Origin of the sequence: Rhodobacter sp. JA431, from assembly GCF_900217725.1 — a bacterium.
GTDB lineage: Bacteria > Pseudomonadota > Alphaproteobacteria > Rhodobacterales > Rhodobacteraceae > Rhodobacter > Rhodobacter aestuarii.
In genome coordinates, this window is record NZ_OBMP01000004.1 from 291,757 (window position 1) to 317,473 (window position 25,717).

A 25,717-nucleotide genomic window follows, 5' to 3' on the forward strand; every position below is an offset into this window, starting at 1 on the left:
ATAAGCCATGCCGGGCGCGGGCTGGTCAAGCTTTTGCCCGGCCCCCGCGCGCCTTGGCCACGGGGCAAAACAAAAGGGCGGCGCTTTGCAGCACCGCCCCTCATCATACTTTGCGGGCCTTACTCGGCCGGAACCGCTTTCGGCTCATCCGACAGCGGGAAGGGCAGGTGCATCAGCATTTCTTTCGGGCAGACCTGCAAGAAGTTCTTCTTCTCGGTCTCCCAATCGGTCAGCAGCGCCAGGCCTTTGGCCGAGCCGGTTTCTTTCACATGCCGCTCGATCAGGCCTTTGAGTTGAGCTTCCCAATGCGGATGGGTCACGGCGCAGGTCACTAGGCTTTCGAGGTTCATGTAATCTTCGGCCACGCTGTCGGGGTCGTAAAGATAAGCCATGCCCCCGGTCATCCCGGCGCCAAAGTTGGCGCCGATGCTGCCCAAGATCACCGCAACGCCGCCGGTCATATATTCACAACCGTTCGAGCCGCAGCCTTCGACCACAACCTTGGCACCCGAGTTCCGCACCGCGAAACGTTCGCCCGCGCGGCCCGCCGCAAACAAGAAGCCATCCGTGGCGCCATAAAGCACGGTGTTCCCGACAATCGTGTTCTCGGCCGCAACCAGCGGGCTGGCCATCGGCGGGCGCACCACGATGGTGCCGCCCGAGAGGCCCTTGCCCACATAGTCGTTGGCATCGCCCGAGACTTCGATCTTCAGACCCGGAGCCGCGAACGCGCCCAGCGATTGCCCGCAAGAGCCGGTCAGCTTCACCGTCAGATGGTCGGGCTGCAGCGCGTTGCGCATCCCGAAGTTTTTGACGATGTGGCTCGAGGCGCGCGTGCCGATGGTGCGCAGCGTGTTGCGCACCGCGTAGCTAAGCTGCATCTTCTCGCCGTCTTCGAAGAAGCGGTGACCATCTTTGATGATTTCCGCATCCAACGTATCGGGCACGTAGTTGCGCGGTTTGGAGCGGTCGTAGACGATCTTGTCCCAGCCATCGACGGTGATCAGCAGCGGGTTCAGGTCAAGGTCGTCCAAGTGGGCCGAGCCACGCGAGACTTGGGTGAGCAGGTCGGCCCGGCCGATGATTTCATCGAGCGAGCGCGCCCCGATCGAGGCCATGATCTCGCGCACTTCTTGCGCATAGAAGGTGATCAGGTTCACGACCTTATCTGCGGTGCCGGTGAATTTGGCGCGCAGTTTCGGGTCTTGCGTACACACGCCCACCGGGCAGGTGTTCGACTGGCACTGACGCACCATGATGCAGCCCATCGCGATCAGCGCGGCGGTGCCGATGCCGTATTCCTCAGCACCCATCATCGCGGCCATGACAATGTCACGCCCCGTGCGCAGGCCACCATCGGTGCGCAGCGTCACCCGCTCGCGCAGGTTGTTCATCGCCAGCACCTGATGCGCCTCGGTCAGGCCCATCTCCCACGGCAGACCGGCATATTTCACCGAAGTCGCGGGCGAGGCCCCGGTGCCACCATTGTGGCCCGAGATCAGGATGATATCGGCTTTCGCCTTCGCCACACCGGCGGCAATCGTGCCAACGCCCGAGGAGGCCACGAGCTTCACCGTCACCTTGGCGCGCGGGTTGATCTGCTTGAGGTCGTAGATCAGCTGCGCGAGGTCTTCGATGGAGTAAATATCGTGGTGCGGCGGCGGCGAGATCAGCGTCACGCCTTTGGTCGAGTGCCGCAGACGCGCGATGAGTTCCGTCACCTTCATGCCCGGAAGCTGGCCACCCTCACCGGGTTTCGCGCCTTGGGCGACTTTAATCTCCAACTCTTCACAGGCGTTGAGGTATTCGGCGGTCACACCAAAGCGCCCCGACGCCACCTGTTTCACCTTCGCCGAGGGGTTGTCCCCGTTCGGTTCGGGCACGAAATGCGCCGGATCTTCGCCGCCTTCGCCGCTGTCGGATTTCGCACCGATGCGGTTCATCGCGACGTTCAGCAGCTTGTGCGCTTCGGGCGACAGCGCACCCAGCGACATGCCGGGGGTGACGAAGCGTTTGCGGATCGCGGTGATGCTTTCCACTTCTTCGATCGGCACCGGTTTGCCCAAAGGCTTGATGTCGAGCATGTCACGAATGTGGATCGGCGGGTTCGCCCGCATCATCGCGGAATATTGCTTCCACATATCATAGCTGGAGCGGTCACAGGCCGCTTGCAGCATATGCATCGATTGCGCGCCCCAAGCGTGCGTCTCGCCGGTTTTGCGGGCTTTGTAGAAGCCGCCAATCGGCAGAACGTCTTGGCCACCAAGCCAGCCTTTGGCGTGGACTTCTTCCAGTTTCCGCTGAATGCCGTAAAGGCCCATGCCCGAAATACGGCTTTGCATGCCGGGGAAGTATTCGGCCACCATCGCCCGCGACAGGCCGACCGCTTCAAAGTTCAGACCACCGCGATAAGACGAGATGATCGAGATCCCCATCTTCGACATGATCTTCAGAAGGCCCGCGTCGATTGCATCGCGATAGCGGCGCAGGTTGTCTTCCAGCGAGCCATCCAGCAGGCCGCGCTCGATCCGATCGGCAATGCTGTCTTGCGCCAGATAGGCGTTCACCGTGGTGGCGCCCGCACCGATCAGCACGGCGAAGTAGTGGCTATCAACGCATTCGGCCGAGCGGACGTTGATCGAGGTGAAGGTGCGCAGGCCCTTTTTCGTCAGCCACGAATGCACCGCCGAGGTCGCCAAGATCATCGGCATCGCGACTTTATCGGTGCCTTGGTGCTCGTCGGTCAGCACAAGGTGCGACGCGCCCGAGCGCACGGCATCTTCGGCCTCGGCGCGGATCCGCTCCAATCCGGCGCGCAGGGCATCTTGGCCCGCGCCTGCCGCGAAAGTGCAGTCAATCGCCGTCACCGTGGTGCCAAAAGCTTTCATCATCTCGCCGAATTCGGCATTGGCGACGAAGGGGCTTTCAAGGCTCCAGATTTCCGTTTGGGTCGCGTTTTCTTCCAACACGTTCTTGAGGTTGCCAAAGCGCGTTTTGAGCGACATCACGCGGCTTTCGCGCAAGCTGTCGATCGGCGGGTTGGTGACCTGGCTGAAGTTTTGCCGGAAGAAATGGCTCAGCGGGCGGTATTGCTTCGAAAGCACTGCGGGCGGCGTGTCATCGCCCATCGAGGCCACGGCTTCTTTGCCGTCTTCCGCCATCGGCGAAAGGATGTTTTCCAACTCCTCAACCGAGTAGCCCGCCGCAATTTGGCGTTTGCGCAGGTCCGCCCCGGTGTGCAGCGCTTTTTCCGGCACGTCGCGCAAGATCGCGTTCAGTTCCACCACTTTGCCGACCCATTCGCCGAAGGGTTGGCTGTTGGCGAGACGGTCTTTGATATCGCGGTCGTGGTAGAGTTTGCCTTCGCGCATATCGACGGCGATCATTTGGCCCGGGCCAAGCGCGCCTTTTTCCCGCACGGTCATTTCGTCGACCGGCACCATGCCCGCCTCAGACCCGGCAATCAGCATGCCGTCGCCCGTCACCACATAGCGCATCGGGCGCAGGCCGTTCCGGTCAAGGCCACCGCAGACCCAGCGGCCATCGGTCATCGCCAGCGCGGCGGGGCCGTCCCACGGCTCCATCACCGCGTTGCAATAGGCATACATGTCTTGCCACGCTTGCGGCATGTCAGAGGCCGACTTCGACCACGCTTCCGGCACCAACATGGTTTTCGTCATCGGCGCCGAACGGCCCGAGCGCACCATCAGTTCAAAGACCGCGTCGAAGGCGCCCGAGTCCGAGGCGCCCGCCGGGATGATCGGCTTGATGTCTTCGGCGGCATCGCCAAAGGCATTGGAGGCCATGCGGATCTCGTGGCTCTTCATCCAATTGATGTTGCCCTTGATCGTGTTGATTTCACCATTGTGGGCCAACATGCGGAAGGGCTGCGCCAGCCACCATTGCGGGAAGGTGTTGGTCGAATAGCGCTGGTGATAGATCGCGAAAGCCGAGGTGAAGCGCTCGTCTTTCAGATCGGGGTAGAACTCGGCCACTTGCTCGGCGAGCATCATGCCTTTGTAGATGATCGAGCGGCACGACAGCGAGCAGATATAAAGCCCGTTGATCTGCGCGGTGACGGCGGCTTTCTCGATCCGACGGCGGATGATGTAGAGTTCGCGTTCGAACTGCTCGTCGTCGATGTCTTTTTCGCAGCGGATCAGGATTTGCTCGATTTCCGGGCGGGTGGCATTGGCCTTCTCGCCCAGCACCGAGGTGTTCACCGGAACGTGGCGCCAGCCATAGATATAATGGCCCATGCGCAGCACTTCGGTTTCGACGATCGTGCGGCAGGCTTCTTGTGCGCCAAAATCGGTGCGCGGCAGGAAGACTTGGCCAACGGCGACCAGCTTTTCGCGGTCCGGCTCATGGCCGGTGCGGCGGATTTGGTCGTAGAAATAAGGGGCCGGGATTTGCACATGGATGCCCGCGCCGTCGCCGGTTTTGCCATCGGCATCCACGGCGCCGCGGTGCCAGATCGCTTTCAGCGCATCAATGCCCGAGGCCACAACCTTACGGCTCGCTTTGCCATCCAGCGCCACCACAAGGCCGACGCCGCAAGAGGAATGTTCGTCTTCGCTTTTGTAAAGCGAATGCTCGTCCATCCATTTGCGCTTGGCTTCCTCAGCGGCAACCCAGGCTTCATCGTAGTTCATCATCTCACTACCTCCTTCGAGGGATGGTCAAGCAGGGGCGACAGATCGGTTAGCATCATGTCGCAATCATATTCGGGGGTGGCGGCGGCAAATCCAGCCTCGCCGGGGAAGGCAAAACTGACCGGTGTGTCATTGCTGGACGAGCGGTCGCCATAGCTGTTTTGATAATCTTCGGTGGCCCCGAAGAAGACGCGCATTTTGCGGCTGATCAGTTGCATGCCCTTGCGGGTGGCTTGGTAATTGCCCTGATCATCTTCGATCCGCATTTCAAAGCGGCAATATTCGAGCGGCACGCCGTCAACGCTGGTGGCTTCCCCGGTCAGTTCATCAAGGCCAATGAAACGTTGCGCTTCGCCAGTGTTAGAGCGGGTGACGAAATCATACTCGTCTCGCCCCTCGGACAGCAGCGCCGAGAAAGAGGCGTTGTCGGCAGAGCCTTCCGCATCAAGCAGTTCCAACTCGCCCGAGTAAAGCGAGACGCTTTCCACCCAGCGGGTTTCCGCGTCGATATGGCTGAGGAAATATTCCCCCTCGCCATCGGCAAAGGAAATCCACTGATCGCCTGCAGGATCGCCCGCACAGGTGTAATAGTTTGCCACCTGACACGAACGCATCTGCACCGTCATATTGAGCGTACAGCCCGAGGGCGGGGTGAACACCGTTCCGGCATGTGCGAGCGGGGCCGCGAAAAGCGCCCCGATCCCTGCCAGAATGGTCCAATGCCGCAGCATGGCTCTACCCCTTGTGAAACATTGCCCGGGCGCTTGTGGCGCACCGGTTGTGATCATTCCGCCGCGACGCGCTCTGCGCCATCAAGGAAGCGGATGATCTGCTCGCCCGCTTCGCGGCCATCGCGGATCGCCCAAACCACGAGCGAGGCACCGCGCACGATATCGCCAACGGCGTAAACGCCGGGCAGGCTGGTCGCATGGGTGCCGAAGCCCGCTTTGATCGTGCCCCAACGGGTCGTTTCAAGCTCTTCGGTGCCCCATTGCTCGGGCAGGTTTTCGGGTTCAAAGCCAAGCGCGGTGATCACCAGATCGGCTTCTTCCTCGTAAATGCCGCCCTCGATCGGTTCGGGGCTTTGACGGCCCGAGGCATCAGGCGCGCCAAGGCGCATTTTCTGCACGGTGACCGAAGACACCGGGTTGCCAGAGAAGCCTTTGGGCGCAGAAAGCCAAACGAATTCGGCCCCTTCTTCCTCGGCATTGGTCACTTCGCGTTGGCTGCCCGGCATATTCGCGCGGTCGCGACGATAGAGACATTTCACCGAGGTGGCACCTTGGCGAATGGCCGTGCGCACGCAGTCCATCGCCGTATCGCCGCCACCGATCACCAGCACCCGTTTGCCTTCGGCGTTGAGCGTGCCGTCTTCAAACTCTGCCACTTCATCGCCAAAGCTTTTGCGGTTCGAGGCGGTCAGGTAATCAATCGCGCGTACGATCCCTTTGGCATCGCAGCCCGGATCGGTCAGCGCGCGGGTTTTATAAACGCCGGTCGCGATCAGCACCGCATCATGTTTGCCGCGGATCGCATCAAAGGAAATGTCGGTGCCGACATTGCAGCTCAGTACAAATTCCACGCCGCCGTCTTCGAGCTGTTTCACGCGGTTCATCACCACGTCTTTTTCCAGTTTGAAGCCCGGGATGCCGTAGGTCAGCAGCCCGCCCGCGCGGTCATTGCGGTCGTAAACGGTCACTTGCACACCGGCGCGGCGCAGCACATCAGCGGCTGCAAGGCCACCCGGGCCACCGCCGATGATGCCAACCGATTCCGTGCGGTCGATCGCCGGTTTGATCGGCTTGACCCAACCACGATCCCAAGCGGTATCGGTGATGTATTTCTCGATTGCGCCGATCGTCACCGTGCCATGGCCGGATTGTTCGATCACGCAATTGCCTTCGCACAGACGGTCTTGCGGGCAGATGCGGCCGCAGATTTCCGGGAAGGTGTTGGTGGCTTGGCTGACCTCATAAGCCTCGGCCAAGCGGCCTTCGGCGGTCAGGCGCAGCCAGTCGGGGATGTTGTTGTGCAGCGGGCAGTTCGAATGGCAATAGGGCACGCCGCATTGGCTGCAGCGGCTCGCCTGTTCGGTGGCCTTTTGATCCGCGAATTCGCGGTAAATCTCATCGAAGTCGTGCGAACGCACGGCGGCATCGCGCTTCTCGGGCGTCTCTTTCGCCGTGCCGACGAATTTCAGCATGCGTTGCTTTGCCATGGTTCCACCTCCCATTGGGGTACATCCGGGTTCGCCCTCTTACACCCGGATCAACCAAATTGAAAGTCAGCATGTGTGACCTAAATGTGGGAAAATGACAGTGTGGCCTGCGGCACTGAGCCGAAAACCCGAAAAAATAAGGAAGCAGTGCTTACCTAGTGGCGATTTTCCCCAGATTTTAGGAGTGATTCGCGGTCAATGAACGACGCCTGCGGCCACCAAGGCCAGCAGCGCCCCCCCGAAGACGATACGATACCACGCGAAGATCGTGAATCGATGCGTCCGAATGTAGCCCAAGAGCCATTTCACCGCGACGAAGGCCGTGACCGTGGAAACCGCAAAAGCGATCCCGAGTGCGGTCCAGTCTTCATGTGCGGATTCGCCGCCCAATTGTTTGAGCAGTTCATAGGCGGTGGCCGCATACATCGTGGGGATGCCCACCAAGAACGCAAACTCAGTCGCTGCCGCCCGGTTTGTGGTGCCCAAGAGCATGGCAATGAAGATGGTCGAGGCGGAGCGTGACGTGCCCGGAAACACCCCGGCGATGATCTGCGCCACGCCAACCGCAATCGCGACCTTCATGGTGATGACAGCGCAATCGGCTTTGCGTTCCGCCAAACGCTCGGCCACGATCATCCAGACCCCGCCCAGCACCAGCGCAATCGCCACCGGCATCACGGTTTCGGGCAGCTCAAAGCCAAGTTTTTTGACCACGAGGCCCAGCACGGCGGTGATGCCAAAGGCGACGCCAAGCTTGATCATGTAATCTCGGTTCTCGGCATCGCCGAGCCCGGTAAAAAGCCCAACGATCCGGCGCCAATAAATCAGCGTCACGGCAAGGATCGCGCCCGCCTGAATCGCGATGTTATAGGTATCGGACCGCGCGCCGAGCCAGTTCTCGGCCAAAAGCAAGTGCCCGGTGGAAGAGATCGGCAGGAATTCCGTGATCCCTTCGATCACACCCAGAACGACATCGGCCCAATATGACATGGCTTAGCTATGCTTGCGCAGGTTTTTGGCCGAGGCTTGGATCGCTTCATATTGCCCATGCGGGCGGAAGCGCCACAAGTAGTCCGGCAGCACCGCGCCCATCGGCGTTGGCGTGATGCCCAGGTCCGCAAAGCTCTTGGCGTTCTTGCTCACAACATTATTGCGATAAAGGTTCTTGAGTTGATCCGTGGTCAGGATGCGGTTGGTGATCAACCCGCCGGTGAGCCATTGCACGGTGTCACCCGCGGTTGCGACCGCTTTCGAGACCGCGCCGGGCAGGCTGATGATCAGGTTCTTGCGCCCAACCACGGAAAGCATCCGCTTCATCAGCTTCTCAAAGGTTTCCACATCCGGGCCACCCAGTTCATAGGTGCCTTGGGCTTGCCCGAGCACGCCCATCACTGCGGCTTTCGCCACGTCATCCACATAAACGGGTTGGAATTTCGTCTCGCCTGCGGTGATCGGCAGCACTGGGCCCAGCTTCGTCATCGCCGCGAAGCGGTTGAAGAAATCATCCTCCGGCCCGAAAATCACCGAAGGCCGCAAGATCAGCGCAGTCGGGAAGGCTTTCAGCACCGCCTGTTCGCCCCAACCCTTGGTGCGGGAATATTTGCTATCTGAGTCGGTATCGGCGCCAATGGCCGAGATCTGCACCAGTCGCTCAACACCCATTTCCGACGCGATCGTGGCAATGCGTTCGGCCCCTTCGGCTTGCACCGCCGAGAAGGTGTTGCGCCCTTCATTGACCAAAATGCCAACGCAGTTCACCACCGCATCCGCGCCTTGCATCGCCGCGCGCACCGAGGCGCTGTCACGCACATTGCAAAAGAAGGGCTCGACTTGGCCAACCGCGCCATAGGGTTTGACGAAAAGCGCCTCGTTCGGGCGGCGCACCGCCACGCGCACGCGCCAGCCCTCTTTTGCCATCCGCCGGGCGATATAGCGCCCCACGAACCCCGAACCGCCATAGATCGTGACAAGCTTGGACATCGCCTCGGCCCCTTGATTGCATACCGTTGTATCCAGATTTAGCCGCAACCCCCTCTCCAAACAAGTCAGAAGGCGGTTGAGTCATCTGGTTGAATTATTTCTTTCACCCCCCGTTGACAGCCCCCGCAGCTACGGATACATCGCCCCCAGACACCTGCCCAGGTGGCGGAATTGGTAGACGCGCACGGTTCAGGTCCGTGTGCCGCAAGGCGTGGAGGTTCGAGTCCTCTTCTGGGCACCATTTACCCCCTACCAAGGGTAAATATGCAAACAACTTCATAAGGTTGCTGTCCTTCAAGGTCCACATTAGGGTCCACGGAAGGTACACACCTATGGGGTTGTTTTTGTCTTTGAAGTACATCAGCGAGCTTGCGCCGGGGCGATATAAGTTCCGCCGTCGCATTCCAGAATCGGCCAAGGCCGTCCTTGGTCAGGCCGAGTTCAAGCGCGTGTTCTCCGCCGCAAGCCCTAGCGCCATTGCTCGCGAACATGCGCGCATCATGGGGGAATTCAATCGTCTGGTTGCATCGGCGAAAACGGGCGGTGTTGCTGGGGCGAAGACCCCAAGGGAAGCCGCAGAGGCGCATCTGAGGCGGGCGGCGGAGTTGCTGAGCGGTGTCTCTGGTGCGCGAGACGATGATGAACGGCGTGAGATTCTCGCCGATACGTTGATTGAAAGTGGTGCAGACGCTGGCCTGTATCGCGCGGTTGTCTTGCCCGACGCGCCGTTGCCCGGTCACACTCTCGAAGATGCCCGAAAGCTCTACGTGAAAGAGAAGCTCAACGGCGGCGAAGGTGTCGATGAACAAAAGGCAGCGGCGCGGGTCGAGCGTGTCTTTGCGCGTGTCCGCAAGGCTCTAGGCAAGCGGGCGGAGACCTGCACCCTCGAAGATCTAAAGCGAGAAGACGCCCGCAAGGTGCGCGACCACATGCTTGCCAGCCCAAAGCAGGGTGGCGGTACTCTCTCGGCGGCGTCGGTGCGGCGGGAACTGAACATTCTTTCCGCTATCGTCAGCTACGGCATCAAGGAATTCGATCTTCGCGGCAAGGTGAGCAATCCATTCGAGGGATTGGAGATTCGCAAAAGCCAAGGCGCGGCCCCCGAAAGCGAGGCCGACAAGCGCGACCCCCTGCCTGCGTCGGTTGTTGCGGCGATGCATGGCAGGCTCACCGACGAACCCGATTTGATATGGCGGCTGCTTGTCGGGACGGGATGCCGCCTCGCCGAGGTCGTCGGCCTTCGGGTCGAAGACATTGTTCTTGCTGATGATCTGCCCTTTGTTCGGGTCGCTTGGCATGAAGAGCGGCGCTTGAAGACCTCTGCGTCCATCCGGGTCGTGCCGCTTGTCGGGGATGCGTTGGAAGCCGCTACGGACGCCGTTCGGTTGCCCCGCAAGGGTAAGATGGTCTTTGAGCGTTATGCGCGCCCACGCGGCGTGGATGCCGCCTCACAGAACCTTATGAAGCACCTGCGCAAGGTCACCAGAAACCCGCGTCACGTTCTGCATTCGCTGCGGCACAACATGAAAGATGATCTACGGCGCGCGGGGGCCGAGAAGGTCGTGCAAGACCTCATCCTTGGGCACGCTTCAAGCTCGGTTGGGGAACGCTATGGCGGTGAAGCCGCGCGCCTTGAGGTGGCCCATAGGGCGATGAAAGCGGCGCTTAGTCTGCGCGAGGATGCCGTAGGCAGTGTGACCAAGGCTTCGGCAGGCGAGAGCGTATAGCGCCGTGGGGTGTCCAAATTGGCTATGTCAGGTTGGACAGGCGCGCCCCCTCGCGGTGCCCGTCGCGGTGAACTGCAGAGGCCGATCGAGTGTCAGTAGAAAAGCTGTTCGAGAGAAAGCGCAGAAACTCGAGCTGCAAGAGAGGATTGAATTCCAGTTTTTTGCGGCGTTGTTGTTGATATATAACGGAAAAATTTTCAGCCCGTCAAGCTTTGTGTAGAACCTCGGTGGAGCGTCCTTGAGGTCGAGGCGGTCTCGATTAGGATGCCGCTTCAATCGCAAGATCTTGGGCGCTATTCTGGACTTCATTTCCCAAAGAGTGAGATTTTCTGCGATGCAATCAGGCCCGAAAATACCCACAGCGATCATCGGCACATTGAGCAAAACGCTGCCGGATTACTTCACGCACGCAGATCTGGACTCCATGTTTCTCATGGCAGGTGCCCCCGAACCTATCCCCGACGGGAGCAAGGCGGCTAAGGTTAAAGCTTGGCTCCGCAAGATCAACGTGGAGTGCGCCGAGCCGTTGAAAATCCTGGGGCTCATCCTTGATGAATTCATGGAGTTGCAGGTGCAGGACCAAGATTTCTGGTCTGGGGAGACGGACAACGTAGCGAAGGTTGAGACATCAAAGGAGCGTGTCAAGGAGATGCTTGCCAAAGATGGCCTCAGCTTTATCCGTGGCGGGACAATTTCCAAAGGTGGCGCGCTTCCGACGTTGTCCCTAGACGAAAGTGTTAGAAAGCACGGCTTGTCATCGGTCGATGTCGAGATCAAACGCGCAGTCGCGATGATTGAGAAAGACCCCCACGCTGCCGCTCAGTACGCCGGGAACGTCCTTGAGGCGACCTTGAAAGCCTACTTAGATCACAAGCAGGTTGCATATGGACGAGGTGATGCACTTGCTGAACTGTGGAAAACGGCATCAGCCCAAATCGGGTTGCGCGCATCAGATTTGGACAGCAAAGACTTGAAGAAGATTGCGTCGGGGCTGCATGGGATTGTCGATGGCATTGCCCACTTGCGAAATACCAAGAGCGGCGCTCACGGGCGCTCTGAGGAGCAACGCCAAAACATCAATATCAAGCCCCGTCATGCTCGACTAGCGATTCACTCGGCGCATACGATTGCCGCATACGTTCTTGAATTAATCGAGTGACTAAAAGGCTTCTTGAAAAAGCCTTCCTCCATTGGTTGAGGCGCACCGCAAATGATCACCCTTGCAAATCCCTTCCGATCAATGACATGGCATTGGGATGGATGCAGGGTCAGAGAAGGTGGTAGAGTGTCGGACCGACTGAGTGGGGTTATGCCCACAGTTTTTGACGGAGTGACGTATAGATCGCGGACTGAGGCGCGCTGGGCGGTGTTTTTTGACCGCCTAGGGGTCTCCTTCGAGTATGAGCCGAGGCAAATTCAGTTGTCTGATGGTCGCGTCTACACCCCCGATTTCTATATAAAAGACTTCGACGTTTTCGTGGAGGTCAAGCCAGATAATCGCGAAATAATTCTTGAAGAGGCCGATAAAGCTTTATTGCTTTATGAGATGAAGATCAGCAAAAGTGTTTGGTTGGTAATGGGGGCCCCCGACCCCAAAAGACGCAACGTCCTGGACTTCTCGATCAGGGACAAATATTCTGGACTCGTGGACTTTTATGAAAGCCTGAGTGATTTCTTTGAGGCAACTGAAATTCGCTCGATGATATTAGAAGATCGGCGAGATGATTGCAGATATTGGTTGAAAGGTGAGGGTGAGTGGGACTTTTGCTATGCAATAGGTGGTCCCGGCATCGAGACTGACCACGATAGGGGGCCAATCTTGCATCAGAACGTTGCCGCAGCGTACAAAAAGGCGATGAAGGCGTTTCAGAATAAAAAGCCAGTGGTACCTTGGCAGGGTTGCCCATTTAAGTGGCATTAATGCGCTTGGCGGCTTGCGTCGTCGCTCTTGGCGTGAGGTGAGAATCGGGGCGAAAATGATTTTTAAAGCCAAGCTTTTGCGGCAATTTTAGTTACGTACGCTTTGATTTGTACGGCGCGTCACCCTTCTGTCCCGCGCCTGTCGCGTTTATCTATTTCAGTCACTAGCTCGGCGGGGAGCAAGGCGTATACCTCGTCAATTTTCTTTGGCTCGGAGATCATTTTTTCTGCGATAACATTCATCAAGAGAAACAGGCTTTCCGCTGTAGCCCTGTCGTCTCTGAGGTCCATTTCCCCAGGATGTACTGCATTGTTTCCGATCACCCGAACGGCATCGAGCGCCCTTTGAATTTTGGTGTCGAGCCCTTTCTCTACAAGAGATTTTATATCTGCGTTGATATTTTTCCCTGGCAACCCAAGTTCTTTACATATCTTTTGGATTCCGAGCCGAATTAATGCGGCCGCGCCCCTTGGTGACAGATTAAGGATGGCGCTGGCCTCATTGTAGTCTCTCAAGATATCCTCGGGTAAGTCGGGATTGGGAGGAGGAGCTTCGCCGTGCTGCGGATATATAAGACGTTCGTGAACCCAGATTGAAAGCTTCTCGCAATTGTAACATTGGGATATGTGCACGTTGTTGACAGATCTTAGCCAGTAACGGTCGTGCTTTTCCTTCTCAAAGGAAGGGGCGCCCTTGATCATATCGAGCACCCACGCCATCATTTCTTCTTTCTGCTCGTGATCGTTTAAAAATGAGTAATCGAATTCATCTTTGTTTGAATCACTGATGACGAATGGTGTGCGGCGCTCTTTCAGAGTGCTTGCCTTAATTTCGAACCAGAATTGTTGCGCCAAAACCGCACAGTGGGGACAATTAAAGGCTGTTTCGTGCACTGAAGGGGGAGCGTACTTCATGATAACTCCGTGCTGAAAATCGACGACTTCGGGCTCTCTTTAGCCAACTTTCATTTCGCCTCGAGATTCGCGCAATGTCAAATTACTTTACTAAGCCAGTCCTTTAAGCCGATCATCAATAGCTACGGTATCAAGGACAAGAACAGCCAAGCCTTCGGGTGGGAACTTTGGTGGCTTGAAGATTTATAGAAGAGGCCTATCAAACATCCCACCGCAAAAATCTGTGACCCCGAGATAAACACCTACTGCCCGCGCCTGTCCCCCGGTGGGGTGGGGTGACCCTGGCCGAGGCGGTCAAGGCCTTGCTTCGAGGCGGCGGAGGTCGCCGTGCTCATCGCCGTGGCCGTCAGCGGCCCCGCTTGGTCATCCTTCGGGTGCCTCTCCCTGCCCAGCGCATCGGTGACCGCTAGGCTATACCGTAGCGTACACCTCAGAAATGCCCGAAAGGGCTGTCCGTAAGGGTTGACTTTAGCTTTCGTACAGGTTTCCTATCGGTCAATACCTTTCCGTACATCCTGAGGCCACCATGTCCCGCACCATTCTTTACGCCCGTGTCTCCACCGAGGACCAGAACAGCAGCCACCAATTGGCCCAGGCCGAGGCCGCAGGCTTCACCTTCGATAAGGTGGTGGTCGATCATGGCGTCTCCGGTGTCTCGGTGCCGCTGGCGGAACGCCCCGAGGGCAAGCGCCTCTTCGACATGTTACACCGGGGCGATGTGCTGGTGGTGCGCTGGGTCGACAGGCTGGGGCGGAACTATCAGGACGTCACCGACGTCATCCGCCACTTCATGCGCGAAGGCGTGGTGATCAAGACCGTGATCAATAAGCTGACCTTCGACGGGGCGACGACAGACCCGATGCAGGCCGCCGTAAGGGACGCACTGATCGCCTTCATGGCTGCAACGGCGCAGGCCCAAGCGGAGGCCACGAAAGAGGCCCAGAAGGCGGGCATAGCGGCGGCAAAGAGCGACCAGGCGAAGTACCGGGGCCGCAAGCCCAGCTTCGACCGGGACCAGTTGTCGGCGGTGCAGCAGATGCTGGCAGACGATGCGGGGGCAAGCCAGATCGCCAAGGCCACGGGGCTGACCCGGCAGACGGTTCTGCGCATCCGTGACGACGTTGCCGGGGCCGAGGCCGCATTGGCCCGCTGGCAGCGAGAAGATGCCTGAGCGGTCGCCGTTTGCGGGGCTATGGCGAAGCAAATCAAGTAGCCCAACATCTATGCGATTAACCCCACCCTTAGAGGAGAGATACATATTAGGTCATACTAATGGTGCACCTTCAGGTTCCCGCTTGGTCTTCCTTATCGGTTCCCGTTACGGGGGCATCAGGTGCCTCGGTGGCGGAGGTGTCTCCGCCGAGAAGATCATCCCTGCGACAGGGACCGTGGCGATGGGGAGGGCGTCAGCAACGTTCCGTCAGAGCGCATAGGCTGCCCCAGGAGCGGCACAGGCAGGCAGGGCCAAGCTGTTCTAGCGGGGCTGATCAGTGGTCCTCAGTTCGCAGTTAGGGCTACCTGTGGCGATGCGATGGCGGCGAGGGGCAGTCCGTTGACATGAATGAGGCTAGGGCAGCAGAGGCCGCTGCCGCGACCAAACCACGTCATTGACGTGATCTACAGGTGATGTGATGGCGGGGTCGTACAACCGCAAACTCGTTGTTGCAGAGCGCCCAACGCACAAAATCTGTGGCGGCTTGCCTTCGAGGCCACGGCCAATCGGTTAAAGCCGAGGAGAGTTATTTTCTTCTGTGTTGGTGGCGTGGTCATTGTCAATTCGCCGTCGCGTTTCTGTCTTCAAGGCTGCAGCGAGCGCGCACTTCCGCCTTGACCGCGCGCCCTGCGCAGGTCCACAAGGAAGCTCGCATAAGGTCCACGCCGAGGGATAGCGAGAATTTTATGTCGTTGTTTGTCAATGTGTTATGTGTTAGGTGGTATGGTGCCGTCAGCCTCTTCTGGGCACCATTTACCCCCTACCAAGGGTAAATATGCAAACACTCTCGTAGGTTGCAGCTTTCACGGTTCACTCTAGTGGGCCTGAAGATGCGCACCTAGGAGAGTTTTTTGCTTTTATGCGCGTCTGGCCGCTTGCGTTGCAGTGAACAAAACGCCCAAGCGAACCGTCAACGCTTAATGCCGCTTCTCTATATACCGCACATCTCGCGTATTTAGGCGCAATGGTGCCGCGCCAGACCTTGCTCTAAGATCAGCACCACTGCACGCGGGGCTGTCTTAAATGCCAAGCGTCGGAGCGGTGCCGTGCGATATCTGTCGTGTTGGAAGCGCGTGCTGAGTTGAGGGCGCGTCCGCTTAATAACGGTGCTTGCGTTAAGACTGTGATCAATTATGAGGCAGAGACGCCTAGCTTGACGCTACGACACACTGGAATTTTGAGACTTATGAAGACCCTACCGGATTTCACCATCGTCATTCCTACACATCGTCGCCCGACGCTGTTGCCGCGTGCTGTCGAAGGCGCGCTAGCAGCCTGCGGCGCCACGGGCGAGGTGGTCGTCGTGGCAGATAATGATCCGGGTGCAGCAGAATCGTTGTCTGCATTTGCCACAGAACCGCGCTTGAGGCTTGTCGATAACCCCGGGCCGCATGGGGCGTCGGCCGCGCGCAATTGTGGGATTGCGGCGGCGCGCGGGCAGGTGATCCTGTTTCTTGACGACGACGACGATATGGTCGCCGACTATCCGGCAAGGGTGATGGCTGTCGCCAAAGCCGGGCGTGCAAGCTGGGGCTTTAGTCGGCATTTCACGCGCAATAGCTTCGATGCCGCCCCCGAGCTTGCACCGCGCAAAAAGCGCCGTCAGGGGCAAATTCAGCGTTCTGTCCCGTTTAAGCGCAATACGGCGGGCACCAGTAACGGATTTTGGGTCAAACGAGATCTTTGCTTGGACGTCGGCGGTTTTTGCCCAGATTTGCGGGTCGATGAAGATACGGATCTTTGCTGCCGCCTTGTCGCCGCTGGGCATCAGCCTTGGTACGAAGAACTGCCGGGAACGATCTTGAATCGTGTCGGGACGATTCAGCGGCTGACGAACAGCGGCGCCGACCGTTCTTGTGCGGAGTGCTATGTGAAAGTGTTGCAGCGAAATGCTGGCGCTTTGCGCGATGTGCCGGGGGCGGTTTCTTTCCTTGCTTCGCGTGCTCAGCACAAGATGCTGCGTGCGGGAATGGGAGGTTCGCTTGATATGGTGTATCGCGAGGTCGCTTCGCCTTGGCTGAGGCTGGTGTTGCGCACTGAGCGTTTGCTTTGGGAAAGAAAGCACGCGAAAGCGGGTTTGGCGAAGGCAATCTAGCGCGGCCTTGGTGTGGCGCGGCAAAATCGCCATTTCTTGTAATGGCGGGGCGGTGGCAAAGCCCGCGCAAAGCGCTTATACCTATGCAACACTTGTGAAAGGGCTGCCGGTGACTGTCCATCTGCATCAAAACGATCTTCCCGAAGGCCTTGATCTGGGCCCAGTGGTCGCAATCGATACCGAAACCATGGGGTTGGACCCGCGCCGCGACCGACTTTGCCTTGTGCAGATGTCTTCTGGTGATGGCGACGCGCATCTGGTGCAGATCGCGAAAGGGCAAACAGAAGCCCCGCGTCTGTGTGCGATGTTGGCCGACCCGAAAGTGGAGAAGCTTTTCCATTTCGCGCGCTTTGATGTGGCGGCGCTTTACAATGCCTTTGGGGTTGTGACCGCGCCGGTGTTTTGCACCAAGATCGCTTCCAAGATGGTGCGCACCTTCACCGATCGCCACGGGTTGAAATATCTGCTGCAAGATCTCGTGGGCGTCGATATCTCCAAACAGCAGCAGACATCTGACTGGGGCGCGCCGGAGCTAACGGCGGCGCAACTCGATTATGCGGCTTCTGATGTGCTTTACCTGCACCAACTCAAATCCGTTTTGGTAGAGCGGCTGCACCGTGAAGGGCGCATGGATTTGGCTCAGGCTTGTTTTGATTTCCTGCCCGCGCGCGGGCAACTCGACCTGATGGGTTGGGATGAGCCGAATGACATCTTCCACCACTGATTACGCCAATACCGCCCGCCGCGTGATTGAGATTGAGGTGGCCGGGCTGATCGCTTTGGCCGACAGCCTTGATGGCGCTTTTGCAGCTGCGGTCGAGATGATCTTGCAAGCGCAGGGCCGGGTGATCGTCTCTGGCATGGGCAAGTCGGGCCATATCGCGCGCAAGATTGCGGCGACGCTGGCAAGCACGGGCACGCCCGCGCAATTTGTGCATCCGGCGGAGGCGAGCCACGGCGACCTTGGTATGGTGACCGAGGCGGACGTGGCGCTGGTGCTGTCCAACTCTGGTGAAACGCCGGAATTGGCCGACCTGATCGCGCATACGCGGCGCTTTTCCATTCCGCTCATCGGGGTCGCCTCGCGCCCGGAATCGACGCTTTTGCGGCAAGCAGATGTGGCGCTGGTGCTGCCCAAAGCCGAAGAGGCCTGCGGCACGGGGGTGGTGCCCACGACATCGACCACCATGACTTTGGCGCTGGGCGATGCTTTGGCCGTGGCGCTGATGGAGCATCGGCAGTTCACGCCGGAACATTTCCGGACCTTCCATCCGGGCGGCAAGCTTGGGGCAAAACTGTCGAAAGTGGCGGATCTGATGCACCGCGATATGCCGCTGGTGGCCGAAGACACACCGATGCCCGAGGCGCTTTTGATCATTTCGCAAAAGGGCTTCGGTGTTGTCGGCGTGACCGATACGGCTGGTCAGCTTTCTGGCATTGTCACTGATGGTGACCTGCGGCGGCATATGGAGGGGCTTCTGTCCCACACCGCTGCGGAGGTAATGACGCGTAATCCGCGCACGATTGATCCGCAAGCGCTGGCCGAGGCGGCGGTGGCCGCGATGAATGAACGCAAGATCACCTGTCTTTTCGCGGTGGAGGCGGGGCGCCCCGTTGGCATTTTGCACATTCATGACTGTTTGCGCGCCGGGGTGGCGTGATGGTTCGCGAAAGCCGCCATTCGATGCTGGTGCAATGGGCCAAGGTGGCCCTGCCGCTCTTGGCATTGGTGCTGCTTTCGACCCTTTTTCTATTTTCCGGCAAGGTCGATCCGACCACGGCTTCGATCTACGCCAAGGTCGATGTGGATGCGCTGGTGGCCGAACCACGGCTGACCACGCCGGAATATTCTGGCATGACGGAAGAGGGCGCCGCGCTCACCGTCCGGGCGACGACTGCGACGCCAGATCCAAATGGCAATGGTGCTTCGGCCAGTGATGTGATCGCCAAATTGGAAGGTGCCGATGGGGCGGTGACCGATTTGACGGCGGCGGCTGGGGTGCTTGATCCGCAAGCCGGGCAGATCAGCCTGTCAGAGGGGGTCGCGGTACAAACCTCGTCGGGGTATCGCATGGCCACCGAGGCGGTGGATATGGCCACCGACCGTGGCATATTGAATGCGCCCGGCGCCGTGCGCGGAGAGGGCCCTTTTGGCACGCTGGAGGCCGGGTCGATGCAGATGGGGCGCAGTGATCCAAGTTCGCCTTACGATCTGCACTTCAAAGGCGGCGTGAAGCTGATATACCAGCCGGAGAAGTGAGGTTTCGATGCGCCGTCTGCCCCAGATTTTTTCCGCTCTGATTTTCTTTTCCCTGACCGCAGGGGCCGTTCAAGCGCAGCAGGTGGCCTTTGCCGGTCTGCGCACCGATACCTCTGAGCCGGTCGAGGTCACGGCCGATAGCCTTGATGTCAACCAGACCGATGGCAACGCGATTTTCACCGGCAATGTGGTGATCATCCAAGGCCCTTTGCGGCTTTCAGCGGCGCGGGTGCAGGTCGAATATGGCTCGGCCGAGAAGAAAAGCATCTCTGAGCTGCAAGCCTCGGGTGGGGTGACTTTGGTCACCGCCAGCGAAGCCGCCGAATCGCGCGATGCGGTTTACAATGTGGCGGCGGGCTCTGTGGTGATGACGGGCGATGTGCTTTTGACCCAAGGCGATAATGTTCTCTCGGGGCAGCGCCTTGATGTCGATCTGAAAACCGGAACCGGACAGATGCAGGGCCGGGTGCGCACGGTGCTGCAACCGGATCAGACCCCATGAAAGATATGGCAAGCCCGGCCGAAAGCAGCCCATCGGGGCTGAGCGTGGTCAGCCTGCGCAAAAGCTATCGTAAGCGGTTGGTGCTGCGCGATGTGTCTTTGACGCTCGACCGGGGCGAGGTGGTGGCGCTGTTGGGCCCGAACGGCTCCGGCAAGACCACCTGTTTCTATGCCATCGCAGGGCTCGTCTCGCCCGATGCGGGGCAAGTGCAGATCGACGGAGTCGATGCCACCTCTATGCCCATGTATCGCCGTGCGCGGCTTGGCATCGGCTATTTGCCGCAAGAAGCCTCGATTTTTCGTGGGCTGACGGTGGAGCAGAACATCATGGCCGTTTTGGAAATTGCCGTGGATGAGGTGCACCGCCGCCGCGAACGGCTCGAAGAACTATTGGGTGATTTTGCCATCGCCCATCTGCGCCAAGCGCCGGCGCTTGCGCTGTCGGGGGGCGAGCGACGCCGGGTGGAGATTGCCCGCTGCTTGGCTGCCGATCCGAAATATCTTTTGCTGGATGAGCCCTTTGCGGGCGTTGATCCGATTGCCGTGGGTGAGATTCGCGCGCTGGTCGCGCATCTGAAGGAACGCGGTATCGGGGTGTTGATTACCGATCACAACGTGCGCGAAACGCTCGAAATTGTCGATCGCGCTTATATTTTGCATGATGGCCATGTGCTGATGTCTGGCCGGACCGAGGAAGTGGTTAAAGATGAGAATGTACGGCGTGTGTACCTCGGGGAAAATTTCCGCATCCAGTAATGTGCAGGAGCGAACAGTTTGCGCCAAGTCATTGACAGCGGCGCCGTTCCGTTCCCAAATGAACCCATGCGTAACCACGGTCCTTATGCCCCAGTTGTCGCGCCGCACGTTTTCGGCTCAGTTGGGCTTGTGAACCAGACCTCCCCAGTTTTCGAAAAAAGTTTAACCAACCCGCAACCTTGGCATGAGAGCCCAGGATCGGGACAATAAAGTGAAGGAGAAGCCATGCGTTACCAGATCAGCGGAAAACAGCTCGACGTTGGCGAAGCCCTGCAGACACATGTGAAGACCGAACTGGCAGAAACGGTCGACAAATACATGCAGCGGCCGACCGATGCGACCGTCGTCTTTTCGCGCGCCGCGCATGAGTATGTCTGCGAAACGACTGTGCACCTGTCCACCGGGCTGACCGCTTCGGCCGCGGGCCGGGCCGGGGATGTTTACGCCGCTTTCGAAGCGTGCCGCGAAAAAATGGACAAACAGCTGCGTCGTCACAAACGTCGCCTGAAAGACCACCATCGCGACCGTGTCTCTCCGGTTGAATTCGGGGACGCCGGGTTGTATGTGCTCGCCGCGGAAGAAGACGAGTCGGATACCGATAGCCTTGCACCCGTGATCGTTGCCGAGATGGAGACCAAGGTCCCCACGATCTCGGTGGGCGAAGCGGTCATGCAAATGGAACTGTCGCATAAACCGCTGCTCGTGTTCCGCAACGAGAAACATGGCGGGGTCAACGTCGTCTATCGCCGTGAAGACGGCAATGTCGGCTGGATCGACCCGCGCAACAGCAAGTGAGCGTCTGATGGGCGCAGAAAAAGGACAGATGGATCTTTCCACCCTGCTCAAACCGGCAGCGGTCAAAGTTTTGGCCAATACCACGAGCAAGAAGCGCCTGTTCCAGGATCTCGCAGATATCGCGCATTCAGCCTACGGGCTGGATGCGACGCAAACGATTGATGCTTTGCAAGAACGTGAAACGCTTGGTCCTACCGGCGTTGGGCATGGCGTGGCCCTGCCGCATGCGCGGCTGCACGGGCTGACCGATGTGGTGGGCGTGTTCCTCAAGCTCGAAAAGCCGCTCGACTTTGATGCGGTGGATCGCTTGCCGGTCGATCTGGTTTTTGCGCTCTTTGCGCCCAAAGATTCGGGCGTAGAGCATCTTAAAGCTTTGGCGCTTGTGTCGCGCACCCTGCGCAACACGGAAACCTGCACCAAGCTGCGGGCGAATTCGGACCCGGCAGCGCTGCATGCGGTTCTGACGGCGGCACAAGGCACTCAGGCGGCTTAATCAGCCGCCTTTTTCTTCCACGGACCAAAGCCAAACTGCATGTAGTCGCGCGAATAGGTATCGGCGGCGGCTTGCTCCAGCGCAGGGGTCCAGATCTCGGCCAGCTTCACCGGGGCAGTATCGCCCTCGGGTGCGCCAAAATCCGGGGCCTCAACACCCACCATCTGCGCGAGCAGGCCAAGGTCTTCAGACAGCCGATCTTCGCGGGCAATCAGATCGGGCAGGGCGAATTGCGCAAAGCCCTGCAGGCTTGCCGACTGCGTGGCCCATAGCGGCTGCACCGGCAGGCTGGTTTGCGCGTTCAGGTTCGTTTTCAGCCAAGCCAAGAAGGCTTGTAGCCCCCCTGCCCACTCTGCGGCGGGCAGGGTCTTCCCCTCGGGCGCCAGCGGCAGCTTGTAGCTTTGGCGCAGCACAGCACGTGTCTCGGCAAAATTGTCCCAAGCCTGCAATGCAGCAAAGGCCAGATGGGCGCGCAGCAGCGGATGGCGCACCACGGTGAAGCTGCGATGGCCTGTGTGTTTGCGTTTCCACTGACGAAGGGTCTTTTGCGAAAAGCCTTCCTCCAGCCCACCAAGCTTCGCCATCCAATCGCGGATTGGCGCATCCAGCGCGGGGCGCAGTGGCATGTACAAGAGCCCCGCACCGCAGGCCACAAGGTTGGGCACATTCGGCCCGCGCCGGGGCTCAAAATTGGGCGTGCGCGACAGGTTGAACCGATCCAGCCGCGCAAGCGAGCTTTCCATCGCCGGGAAATTGGCGACCTTTTCCTCAAGCGCGGCGGGGTTTTGCACCACAAGGCTTGAGGGTAGGGCGCTCAGCCGCGCCTCGACGCCGAGCCATTTTGCAAGACCATTCAGCACCGCCACATCCTGCGCGTCTTCGTAGTCGATGTAGAACGCACTTTGCCCGGTGGTTTGCAGGGCATGCATCAACGCGACTTGAAAGCCCTGCAACCCTTCCAGATGCGCCTCAAACTCTGCCGCATCGAATTGGGCAAGCGCCTCTTTGCGGTGCTTCGCATCGCCCAGTTTCCACTGGTTCGTTGCGCGGGCAATTTTCAGGCTGACATAGCTTTCCGCCGGGTTGCGCGTGAGCACGATTTTGGCGCAGCGCGGATCATTGATCATCGCATCCAAGACGCGCGGATCGTGGTCATGAAAAAAACGGCAACCATTCAGGCCCTCGGTCTCGCAGATGCGTTTCCACAAGGCCATCGGGTCGGCATCGCGCGCAGCACGGGAAATGCCCAAAAGCTCGGTCTTGTTGGGGTAGCCGATCAGGGCAGGGTTGAAGGCCTCGCCGTGGCAATGCACACCCGCCAATTCGTTCAGCGCGGCTTCCAAAAGGTTGGAGCCGGTGCGCATTTCGGCAAACACCACGAAGCTGTTGAAACGGCTCATGCGTCACTTCACCAGATAGGGGCGGCCACGCCGCGGGGGTTGTGTCAGCAGATCGCCATAGACCGGGAAATCGCCCATCAAGCGCGGCTGCATGCCCTGATTGCGCAGGTTTTGCAGGAATTGGCCAAAGCCCGTGAGGTCCACCATCTGCGGGGCCTCTGTCAGCCGCCGTGTCGCGCGCGGGCTGATTTCATCAATGATCGTCTGTAGCGGTTCCATCGGGTTTTCGATGAATTCCGCCATGTTCCAAATCCGCACCCGCGCTTTGACATACATCGAGCGTAAGATGTTCAGATGATCGACCTCAATCTGCTGCAGCCGCGCCGCCTCGCGCCGGATTTCCAAGAAATTCATGTTGGAATGAAAAAGCGGCACCGCCCATGCGCCCGAAATGACCGAGATCTGCGCATTTGGATCGGTGGCGGTGAACCAGTTGATGTCTTGTGTGTCGCGCGGGCTGAACATGAAGCACTGCCGCTCGCCGCGTCCGTTCCAGATCAGGTTTGTCAGGAAGGCGCGGGGGTTATAATCGCGCAAGGTGGCACTGTCAGGGATGCAGCCGTTAAACATCGGCTCGCGGCCCGCAAATTCGGCGCGCTCCGGCCCGAACAAATGCCCATGCACCCGTGCGCCGACATATTTGGCAAGCCAGCCTTCAAAGTTCTCGAACAGGTCCGAAAACCCTTGGAAAATGGAGTAATGCGCCGAGGTCTTGCCATTTTCATGGTCTTGCCGGGGGAAGCGGCTTTGCATGTAAAGACCTGGGCGGCCCTTGGTGCGCCGCTCCACTGCCTTGGAAAACAGCCGGTCAATTTTGGAAGGGTTCGGCTCTGCAATGCTTTCCGCCGGGCGTTCCGACAGAAAGTTTGCATAGAGCTTGTCGGCCTTGGGCCAGATTTTGCGCGCCACAAAGCAATCTGAGCGCCGCAAAAGCTGCAAATGGTCATCGTAGAAGATATGCGGCTTGCCCTGATAGTCGAACTTCGACAGCGTCAGCGAGCGGCTTTCGATATTGCTTGAATAGAGCCGCGCGAGCGATTGGAAGTAGCTTTCATCCGGAATCCAGACGCGCGAGAAATAGCGGTCGTAGGTGGGGCGGTCCGGGTCTTGCAAAATGGCGCTGAGCGTGCGGCGGCTTAGGCACCACCATTGGCTGCCCAGATGCGGCACAATCCCGCCGGGAATGCGCCGCTTCACGCCCAAACGCCGTTGTAGCCGCACGTAACGGTCAAACAGCCTGCGCTGCTTTTTCCATGAAAACGGGAAGCGCAGCGTGAAGCGCTCCATATCAATGCCGCCCACCGTCCAGCCCACCTCGGCGGTGGTGACGCTTTCGATGAAATCGGTCTGTGGGCGCGCGGCCAGATAGTCATTCAGCTCATCTACGGGGCGCAACGGCAGGCAAGAGCCAGAGGCCAAAAAGACGTGTTGCACCTCGGGGTGGCGATCCAGCATTTGCTCGGCCCCGGCTTGCGCGGCGGCGACCAAAGACCATGTGCCCCATTCGCATTTTTGCCGCTTGGAGAAAGAGACATTGCTCAGATCTGCCAAGCTGCGGCCAAGGGCGGCGTAATCGTGCTGAGAGACGCGCGCATCGACATGAATCACCACCGGGGCGCCATGCGACCCCCAGTAGCGCGCCACCTGCGCCGCCCGATCAAAGGCGGTGTGGCACATCATGATGAAGCCGACTGTCACCCCGCGCCCCTTACGCCCAATTGCCTTTTGACATCAGCCCGAGAATCTCAAGCTGGCGCCAGTTGATGTACCTCTCAGACCATTTGGTCCACAGATCGGGCTGGTTGCTCAGCCGCTCGTTATACGCCTGATACTCGCGCGAACTGGCATAATGCTCGCGCCGTTCCATCTCTTCGCTGACCTTCTCGGTCAACGGCGACAAGAACTTTGCGTGCAACAAACACCCCGATGGTTTTTCCCCACCCCAAGCATCATAGACCATGTTCAGCCCGCGCGGCAGGATCATATGCGTCGACGAGGCAAAGACATAGCCGCGCTGCCATTTCACCAGCGGGATCTTATTGAGCGCCGGGGCCGAGATCGGATCATCGGCAAAGAAGGTTCGCGCGCGGGGTCCGCCTTGAATCCACAGGTTCCGCATCGCGTTGTTGCGCGAGATCATATAATTGCCGGCATCAAACCACGATGCAATTTCAAACGGGTTTTGCCCTTCACGATAGGGCACCGCATCCACCGGGCCTTTGGGATACATATCCACCAGCATCGCCGGGAAGGAGCGGATGTCGTAAGTATCCAGCCAATCGGTCAGCGCGTCGATCGGGCGGGTATCGCAAAACGGGTAGACAAAGAATTCATCGGGGTCGACCACCAGCACCCAATGCCCGGTGCCATGACGGCGCAGCAGGTGGTTGAGCCAATCCATCCCGAAATTTGCGGATTTATACGAGCCATAGCTGACCCAAACAGAGCAATCCTCTTGGCCGGCCAAATACTCGCGCGAGCCATCCTCGCTGCCATTATCGACGAAGATGAAATGCTTCACCCCAAGGTCACGATAATAGCGCAGAAAATATGGCAGGCGGATGCGTTCATTGCGCAGCGTGCAAAACACCAAAACATCGGAAGATTTGATCTGCGCGGTGCGATTGGCGACGACCGAAAGCTCGCGGCGTTTGCGAAACGCGCGTATCTGGCGGAAACGGCGCTTGCGCCGCAGCCTGATGAGCTCTCTGATTTTCAACGCCTGCTCCTTTAGACCTTAATCGCGTTGTCGCCGAAATTGATTTCCGGTCGGTTAAACGGTCCACATC

21 protein-coding genes and 1 tRNA gene are annotated in these 25,717 nt (G+C 59.0%); 13 read left to right on the forward strand and 9 right to left on the reverse strand.

Features of this window, described 5'->3' with window-relative positions; genetic code table 11:
* Positions 1 to 119: 119 nt before the first annotated feature.
* The 5 genes from gltB to CRO18_RS10610 all read right to left on the reverse strand — a co-directional run bounded on the left by gltB (position 120) and on the right by CRO18_RS10610 (position 8,853).
* Complete coding sequence (gene gltB, locus CRO18_RS10590; protein WP_097082088.1) at positions 120 to 4,658, reverse strand: glutamate synthase large subunit; 4,539 nt, start codon at positions 4,656 to 4,658, stop codon at positions 120 to 122.
* Positions 4,655 to 5,386, reverse strand: coding sequence for a hypothetical protein (locus CRO18_RS10595; RefSeq protein WP_097082089.1), 732 nt, complete (start codon positions 5,384 to 5,386; stop codon positions 4,655 to 4,657). The genes gltB and CRO18_RS10595 overlap by 4 nt, the downstream gene beginning before the upstream one ends.
* Positions 5,387 to 5,439: 53 nt before the next feature.
* Positions 5,440 to 6,873 (reverse strand): NAD(P)-dependent oxidoreductase, encoded by a 1,434-nt coding sequence (locus CRO18_RS10600; protein WP_076484284.1) that lies wholly within the window; start codon positions 6,871 to 6,873, stop codon positions 5,440 to 5,442.
* Positions 6,874 to 7,068: 195 nt separating this feature from the next.
* Positions 7,069 to 7,863, reverse strand: coding sequence for an undecaprenyl-diphosphate phosphatase (locus CRO18_RS10605; RefSeq protein ID WP_076484283.1), 795 nt, complete (start codon positions 7,861 to 7,863; stop codon positions 7,069 to 7,071).
* 3 nt (positions 7,864 to 7,866) lie between these two features.
* On the reverse strand, positions 7,867 to 8,853 hold the full coding sequence (locus CRO18_RS10610) for a complex I NDUFA9 subunit family protein (RefSeq protein ID WP_097082090.1): 987 nt from the start codon (positions 8,851 to 8,853) through the stop codon (positions 7,867 to 7,869).
* A 156-nt stretch (positions 8,854 to 9,009) separates the two neighbouring features.
* Between CRO18_RS10610 and CRO18_RS10615 the strand changes: the two genes are divergently transcribed.
* The 4 genes from CRO18_RS10615 (at position 9,010) to CRO18_RS10630 (ending at position 12,501) form a co-directional block, all read left to right on the forward strand.
* Positions 9,010 to 9,094 (forward strand) — tRNA-Leu (locus CRO18_RS10615).
* 91 nt (positions 9,095 to 9,185) lie between these two features.
* Positions 9,186 to 10,580 (forward strand): site-specific integrase, encoded by a 1,395-nt coding sequence (locus CRO18_RS10620; protein ID WP_097082091.1) that lies wholly within the window; start codon positions 9,186 to 9,188, stop codon positions 10,578 to 10,580.
* 319 nt (positions 10,581 to 10,899) lie between these two features.
* Positions 10,900 to 11,739 carry an abortive infection family protein gene (locus CRO18_RS10625; protein ID WP_249276043.1) on the forward strand — a complete coding sequence of 280 codons (840 nt, stop codon included), beginning with the start codon at positions 10,900 to 10,902 and terminating at the stop codon, positions 11,737 to 11,739.
* 150 nt (positions 11,740 to 11,889) lie between these two features.
* The gene (locus CRO18_RS10630) at positions 11,890 to 12,501 is read left to right on the forward strand and encodes a hypothetical protein (RefSeq protein WP_097082093.1); all 612 of its coding nucleotides are present in this window, start codon (positions 11,890 to 11,892) and stop codon (positions 12,499 to 12,501) included.
* A gap of 119 nt (positions 12,502 to 12,620) precedes the next feature.
* Here the strand turns inward: CRO18_RS10630 and CRO18_RS10635 are convergent, their stop codons facing one another.
* Positions 12,621 to 13,415 carry a DUF4145 domain-containing protein gene (locus CRO18_RS10635; RefSeq protein ID WP_212710108.1) on the reverse strand — a complete coding sequence of 265 codons (795 nt, stop codon included), beginning with the start codon at positions 13,413 to 13,415 and terminating at the stop codon, positions 12,621 to 12,623.
* 526 nt (positions 13,416 to 13,941) lie between these two features.
* Here CRO18_RS10635 and CRO18_RS10645 point away from each other — a divergent pair.
* The 9 genes from CRO18_RS10645 (at position 13,942) to CRO18_RS10685 (ending at position 21,528) form a co-directional block, all read left to right on the forward strand.
* Positions 13,942 to 14,586, forward strand: coding sequence for a recombinase family protein (locus CRO18_RS10645; protein ID WP_097082095.1), 645 nt, complete (start codon positions 13,942 to 13,944; stop codon positions 14,584 to 14,586).
* Positions 14,587 to 15,688: 1,102 nt separating this feature from the next.
* On the forward strand, positions 15,689 to 16,723 hold the full coding sequence (locus CRO18_RS10650) for a glycosyltransferase family 2 protein (protein WP_143128624.1): 1,035 nt from the start codon (positions 15,689 to 15,691) through the stop codon (positions 16,721 to 16,723).
* A gap of 109 nt (positions 16,724 to 16,832) precedes the next feature.
* Positions 16,833 to 17,447 carry a ribonuclease D gene (locus CRO18_RS10655; RefSeq protein ID WP_097082168.1) on the forward strand — a complete coding sequence of 205 codons (615 nt, stop codon included), beginning with the start codon at positions 16,833 to 16,835 and terminating at the stop codon, positions 17,445 to 17,447.
* Positions 17,428 to 18,384 (forward strand): SIS domain-containing protein, encoded by a 957-nt coding sequence (locus tag CRO18_RS10660; protein WP_097082097.1) that lies wholly within the window; start codon positions 17,428 to 17,430, stop codon positions 18,382 to 18,384. Before CRO18_RS10655 ends, CRO18_RS10660 begins: the two co-directional genes overlap by 20 nt.
* Positions 18,384 to 18,983 carry a hypothetical protein gene (locus CRO18_RS10665; protein ID WP_076486406.1) on the forward strand — a complete coding sequence of 200 codons (600 nt, stop codon included), beginning with the start codon at positions 18,384 to 18,386 and terminating at the stop codon, positions 18,981 to 18,983. Before CRO18_RS10660 ends, CRO18_RS10665 begins: the two co-directional genes overlap by 1 nt.
* Before the next feature lie 7 nt (positions 18,984 to 18,990).
* Positions 18,991 to 19,485 (forward strand): lipopolysaccharide transport periplasmic protein LptA, encoded by a 495-nt coding sequence (gene lptA / locus CRO18_RS10670; protein ID WP_076486407.1) that lies wholly within the window; start codon positions 18,991 to 18,993, stop codon positions 19,483 to 19,485.
* The gene (gene lptB / locus CRO18_RS10675) at positions 19,482 to 20,240 is read left to right on the forward strand and encodes an LPS export ABC transporter ATP-binding protein (protein ID WP_097082098.1); all 759 of its coding nucleotides are present in this window, start codon (positions 19,482 to 19,484) and stop codon (positions 20,238 to 20,240) included. The genes lptA and lptB overlap by 4 nt, the downstream gene beginning before the upstream one ends.
* 225 nt (positions 20,241 to 20,465) lie before the next feature.
* Entirely contained in the window at positions 20,466 to 21,035 is a 570-nt protein-coding gene (hpf, locus tag CRO18_RS10680; RefSeq protein WP_076486408.1) for a ribosome hibernation-promoting factor, HPF/YfiA family, read from the forward strand.
* Between the two features lie 28 nt (positions 21,036 to 21,063).
* Positions 21,064 to 21,528 carry a PTS sugar transporter subunit IIA gene (locus tag CRO18_RS10685; RefSeq protein ID WP_076486409.1) on the forward strand — a complete coding sequence of 155 codons (465 nt, stop codon included), beginning with the start codon at positions 21,064 to 21,066 and terminating at the stop codon, positions 21,526 to 21,528.
* Here the strand turns inward: CRO18_RS10685 and CRO18_RS10690 are convergent.
* From CRO18_RS10690 to CRO18_RS10700, 3 genes are read right to left on the reverse strand one after another with little or no spacing between them, the layout of a single operon-like run.
* Positions 21,525 to 22,928 carry a nodulation protein NodH gene (locus CRO18_RS10690; protein WP_097082099.1) on the reverse strand — a complete coding sequence of 468 codons (1,404 nt, stop codon included), beginning with the start codon at positions 22,926 to 22,928 and terminating at the stop codon, positions 21,525 to 21,527. The genes CRO18_RS10685 and CRO18_RS10690 overlap by 4 nt on opposite strands.
* Positions 22,929 to 22,931: 3 nt before the next feature.
* On the reverse strand, positions 22,932 to 24,626 hold the full coding sequence (locus CRO18_RS10695; protein ID WP_076486411.1) for a beta-1,6-N-acetylglucosaminyltransferase: 1,695 nt from the start codon (positions 24,624 to 24,626) through the stop codon (positions 22,932 to 22,934).
* Positions 24,627 to 24,636: 10 nt separating this feature from the next.
* On the reverse strand, positions 24,637 to 25,647 hold the full coding sequence (locus CRO18_RS10700) for a glycosyltransferase family 2 protein (protein ID WP_097082100.1): 1,011 nt from the start codon (positions 25,645 to 25,647) through the stop codon (positions 24,637 to 24,639).
* Between the last annotated feature and the right edge of the window lie 70 nt (positions 25,648 to 25,717).

Bases quoted from the DNA above. Each gene is read 5' to 3' on its own strand.
- gltB (WP_097082088.1), bottom strand. From the start codon at position 4,658: ATGATGAACTACGATGAAGCCTGGGTTGCCGCTGAGGAAGCCAAGCGC.
- CRO18_RS10595 (WP_097082089.1), bottom strand. From the start codon at position 5,386: ATGCTGCGGCATTGGACCATTCTGGCAGGGATCGGGGCGCTTTTCGCG.
- CRO18_RS10600 (WP_076484284.1), bottom strand. From the start codon at position 6,873: ATGGCAAAGCAACGCATGCTGAAATTCGTCGGCACGGCGAAAGAGACG.
- CRO18_RS10605 (WP_076484283.1), bottom strand. From the start codon at position 7,863: ATGTCATATTGGGCCGATGTCGTTCTGGGTGTGATCGAAGGGATCACG.
- CRO18_RS10610 (WP_097082090.1), bottom strand. From the start codon at position 8,853: ATGTCCAAGCTTGTCACGATCTATGGCGGTTCGGGGTTCGTGGGGCGC.
- CRO18_RS10620 (WP_097082091.1), top strand. From the start codon at position 9,186: ATGGGGTTGTTTTTGTCTTTGAAGTACATCAGCGAGCTTGCGCCGGGG.
- CRO18_RS10630 (WP_097082093.1), top strand. From the start codon at position 11,890: ATGCCCACAGTTTTTGACGGAGTGACGTATAGATCGCGGACTGAGGCG.
- CRO18_RS10635 (WP_212710108.1), bottom strand. From the start codon at position 13,415: ATGAAGTACGCTCCCCCTTCAGTGCACGAAACAGCCTTTAATTGTCCC.
- CRO18_RS10645 (WP_097082095.1), top strand. From the start codon at position 13,942: ATGTCCCGCACCATTCTTTACGCCCGTGTCTCCACCGAGGACCAGAAC.
- CRO18_RS10660 (WP_097082097.1), top strand. From the start codon at position 17,428: ATGACATCTTCCACCACTGATTACGCCAATACCGCCCGCCGCGTGATT.
- CRO18_RS10665 (WP_076486406.1), top strand. From the start codon at position 18,384: ATGGTTCGCGAAAGCCGCCATTCGATGCTGGTGCAATGGGCCAAGGTG.
- lptA (WP_076486407.1), top strand. From the start codon at position 18,991: ATGCGCCGTCTGCCCCAGATTTTTTCCGCTCTGATTTTCTTTTCCCTG.
- lptB (WP_097082098.1), top strand. From the start codon at position 19,482: ATGAAAGATATGGCAAGCCCGGCCGAAAGCAGCCCATCGGGGCTGAGC.
- hpf (WP_076486408.1), top strand. From the start codon at position 20,466: ATGCGTTACCAGATCAGCGGAAAACAGCTCGACGTTGGCGAAGCCCTG.
- CRO18_RS10685 (WP_076486409.1), top strand. From the start codon at position 21,064: ATGGATCTTTCCACCCTGCTCAAACCGGCAGCGGTCAAAGTTTTGGCC.
- CRO18_RS10690 (WP_097082099.1), bottom strand. From the start codon at position 22,928: ATGAGCCGTTTCAACAGCTTCGTGGTGTTTGCCGAAATGCGCACCGGC.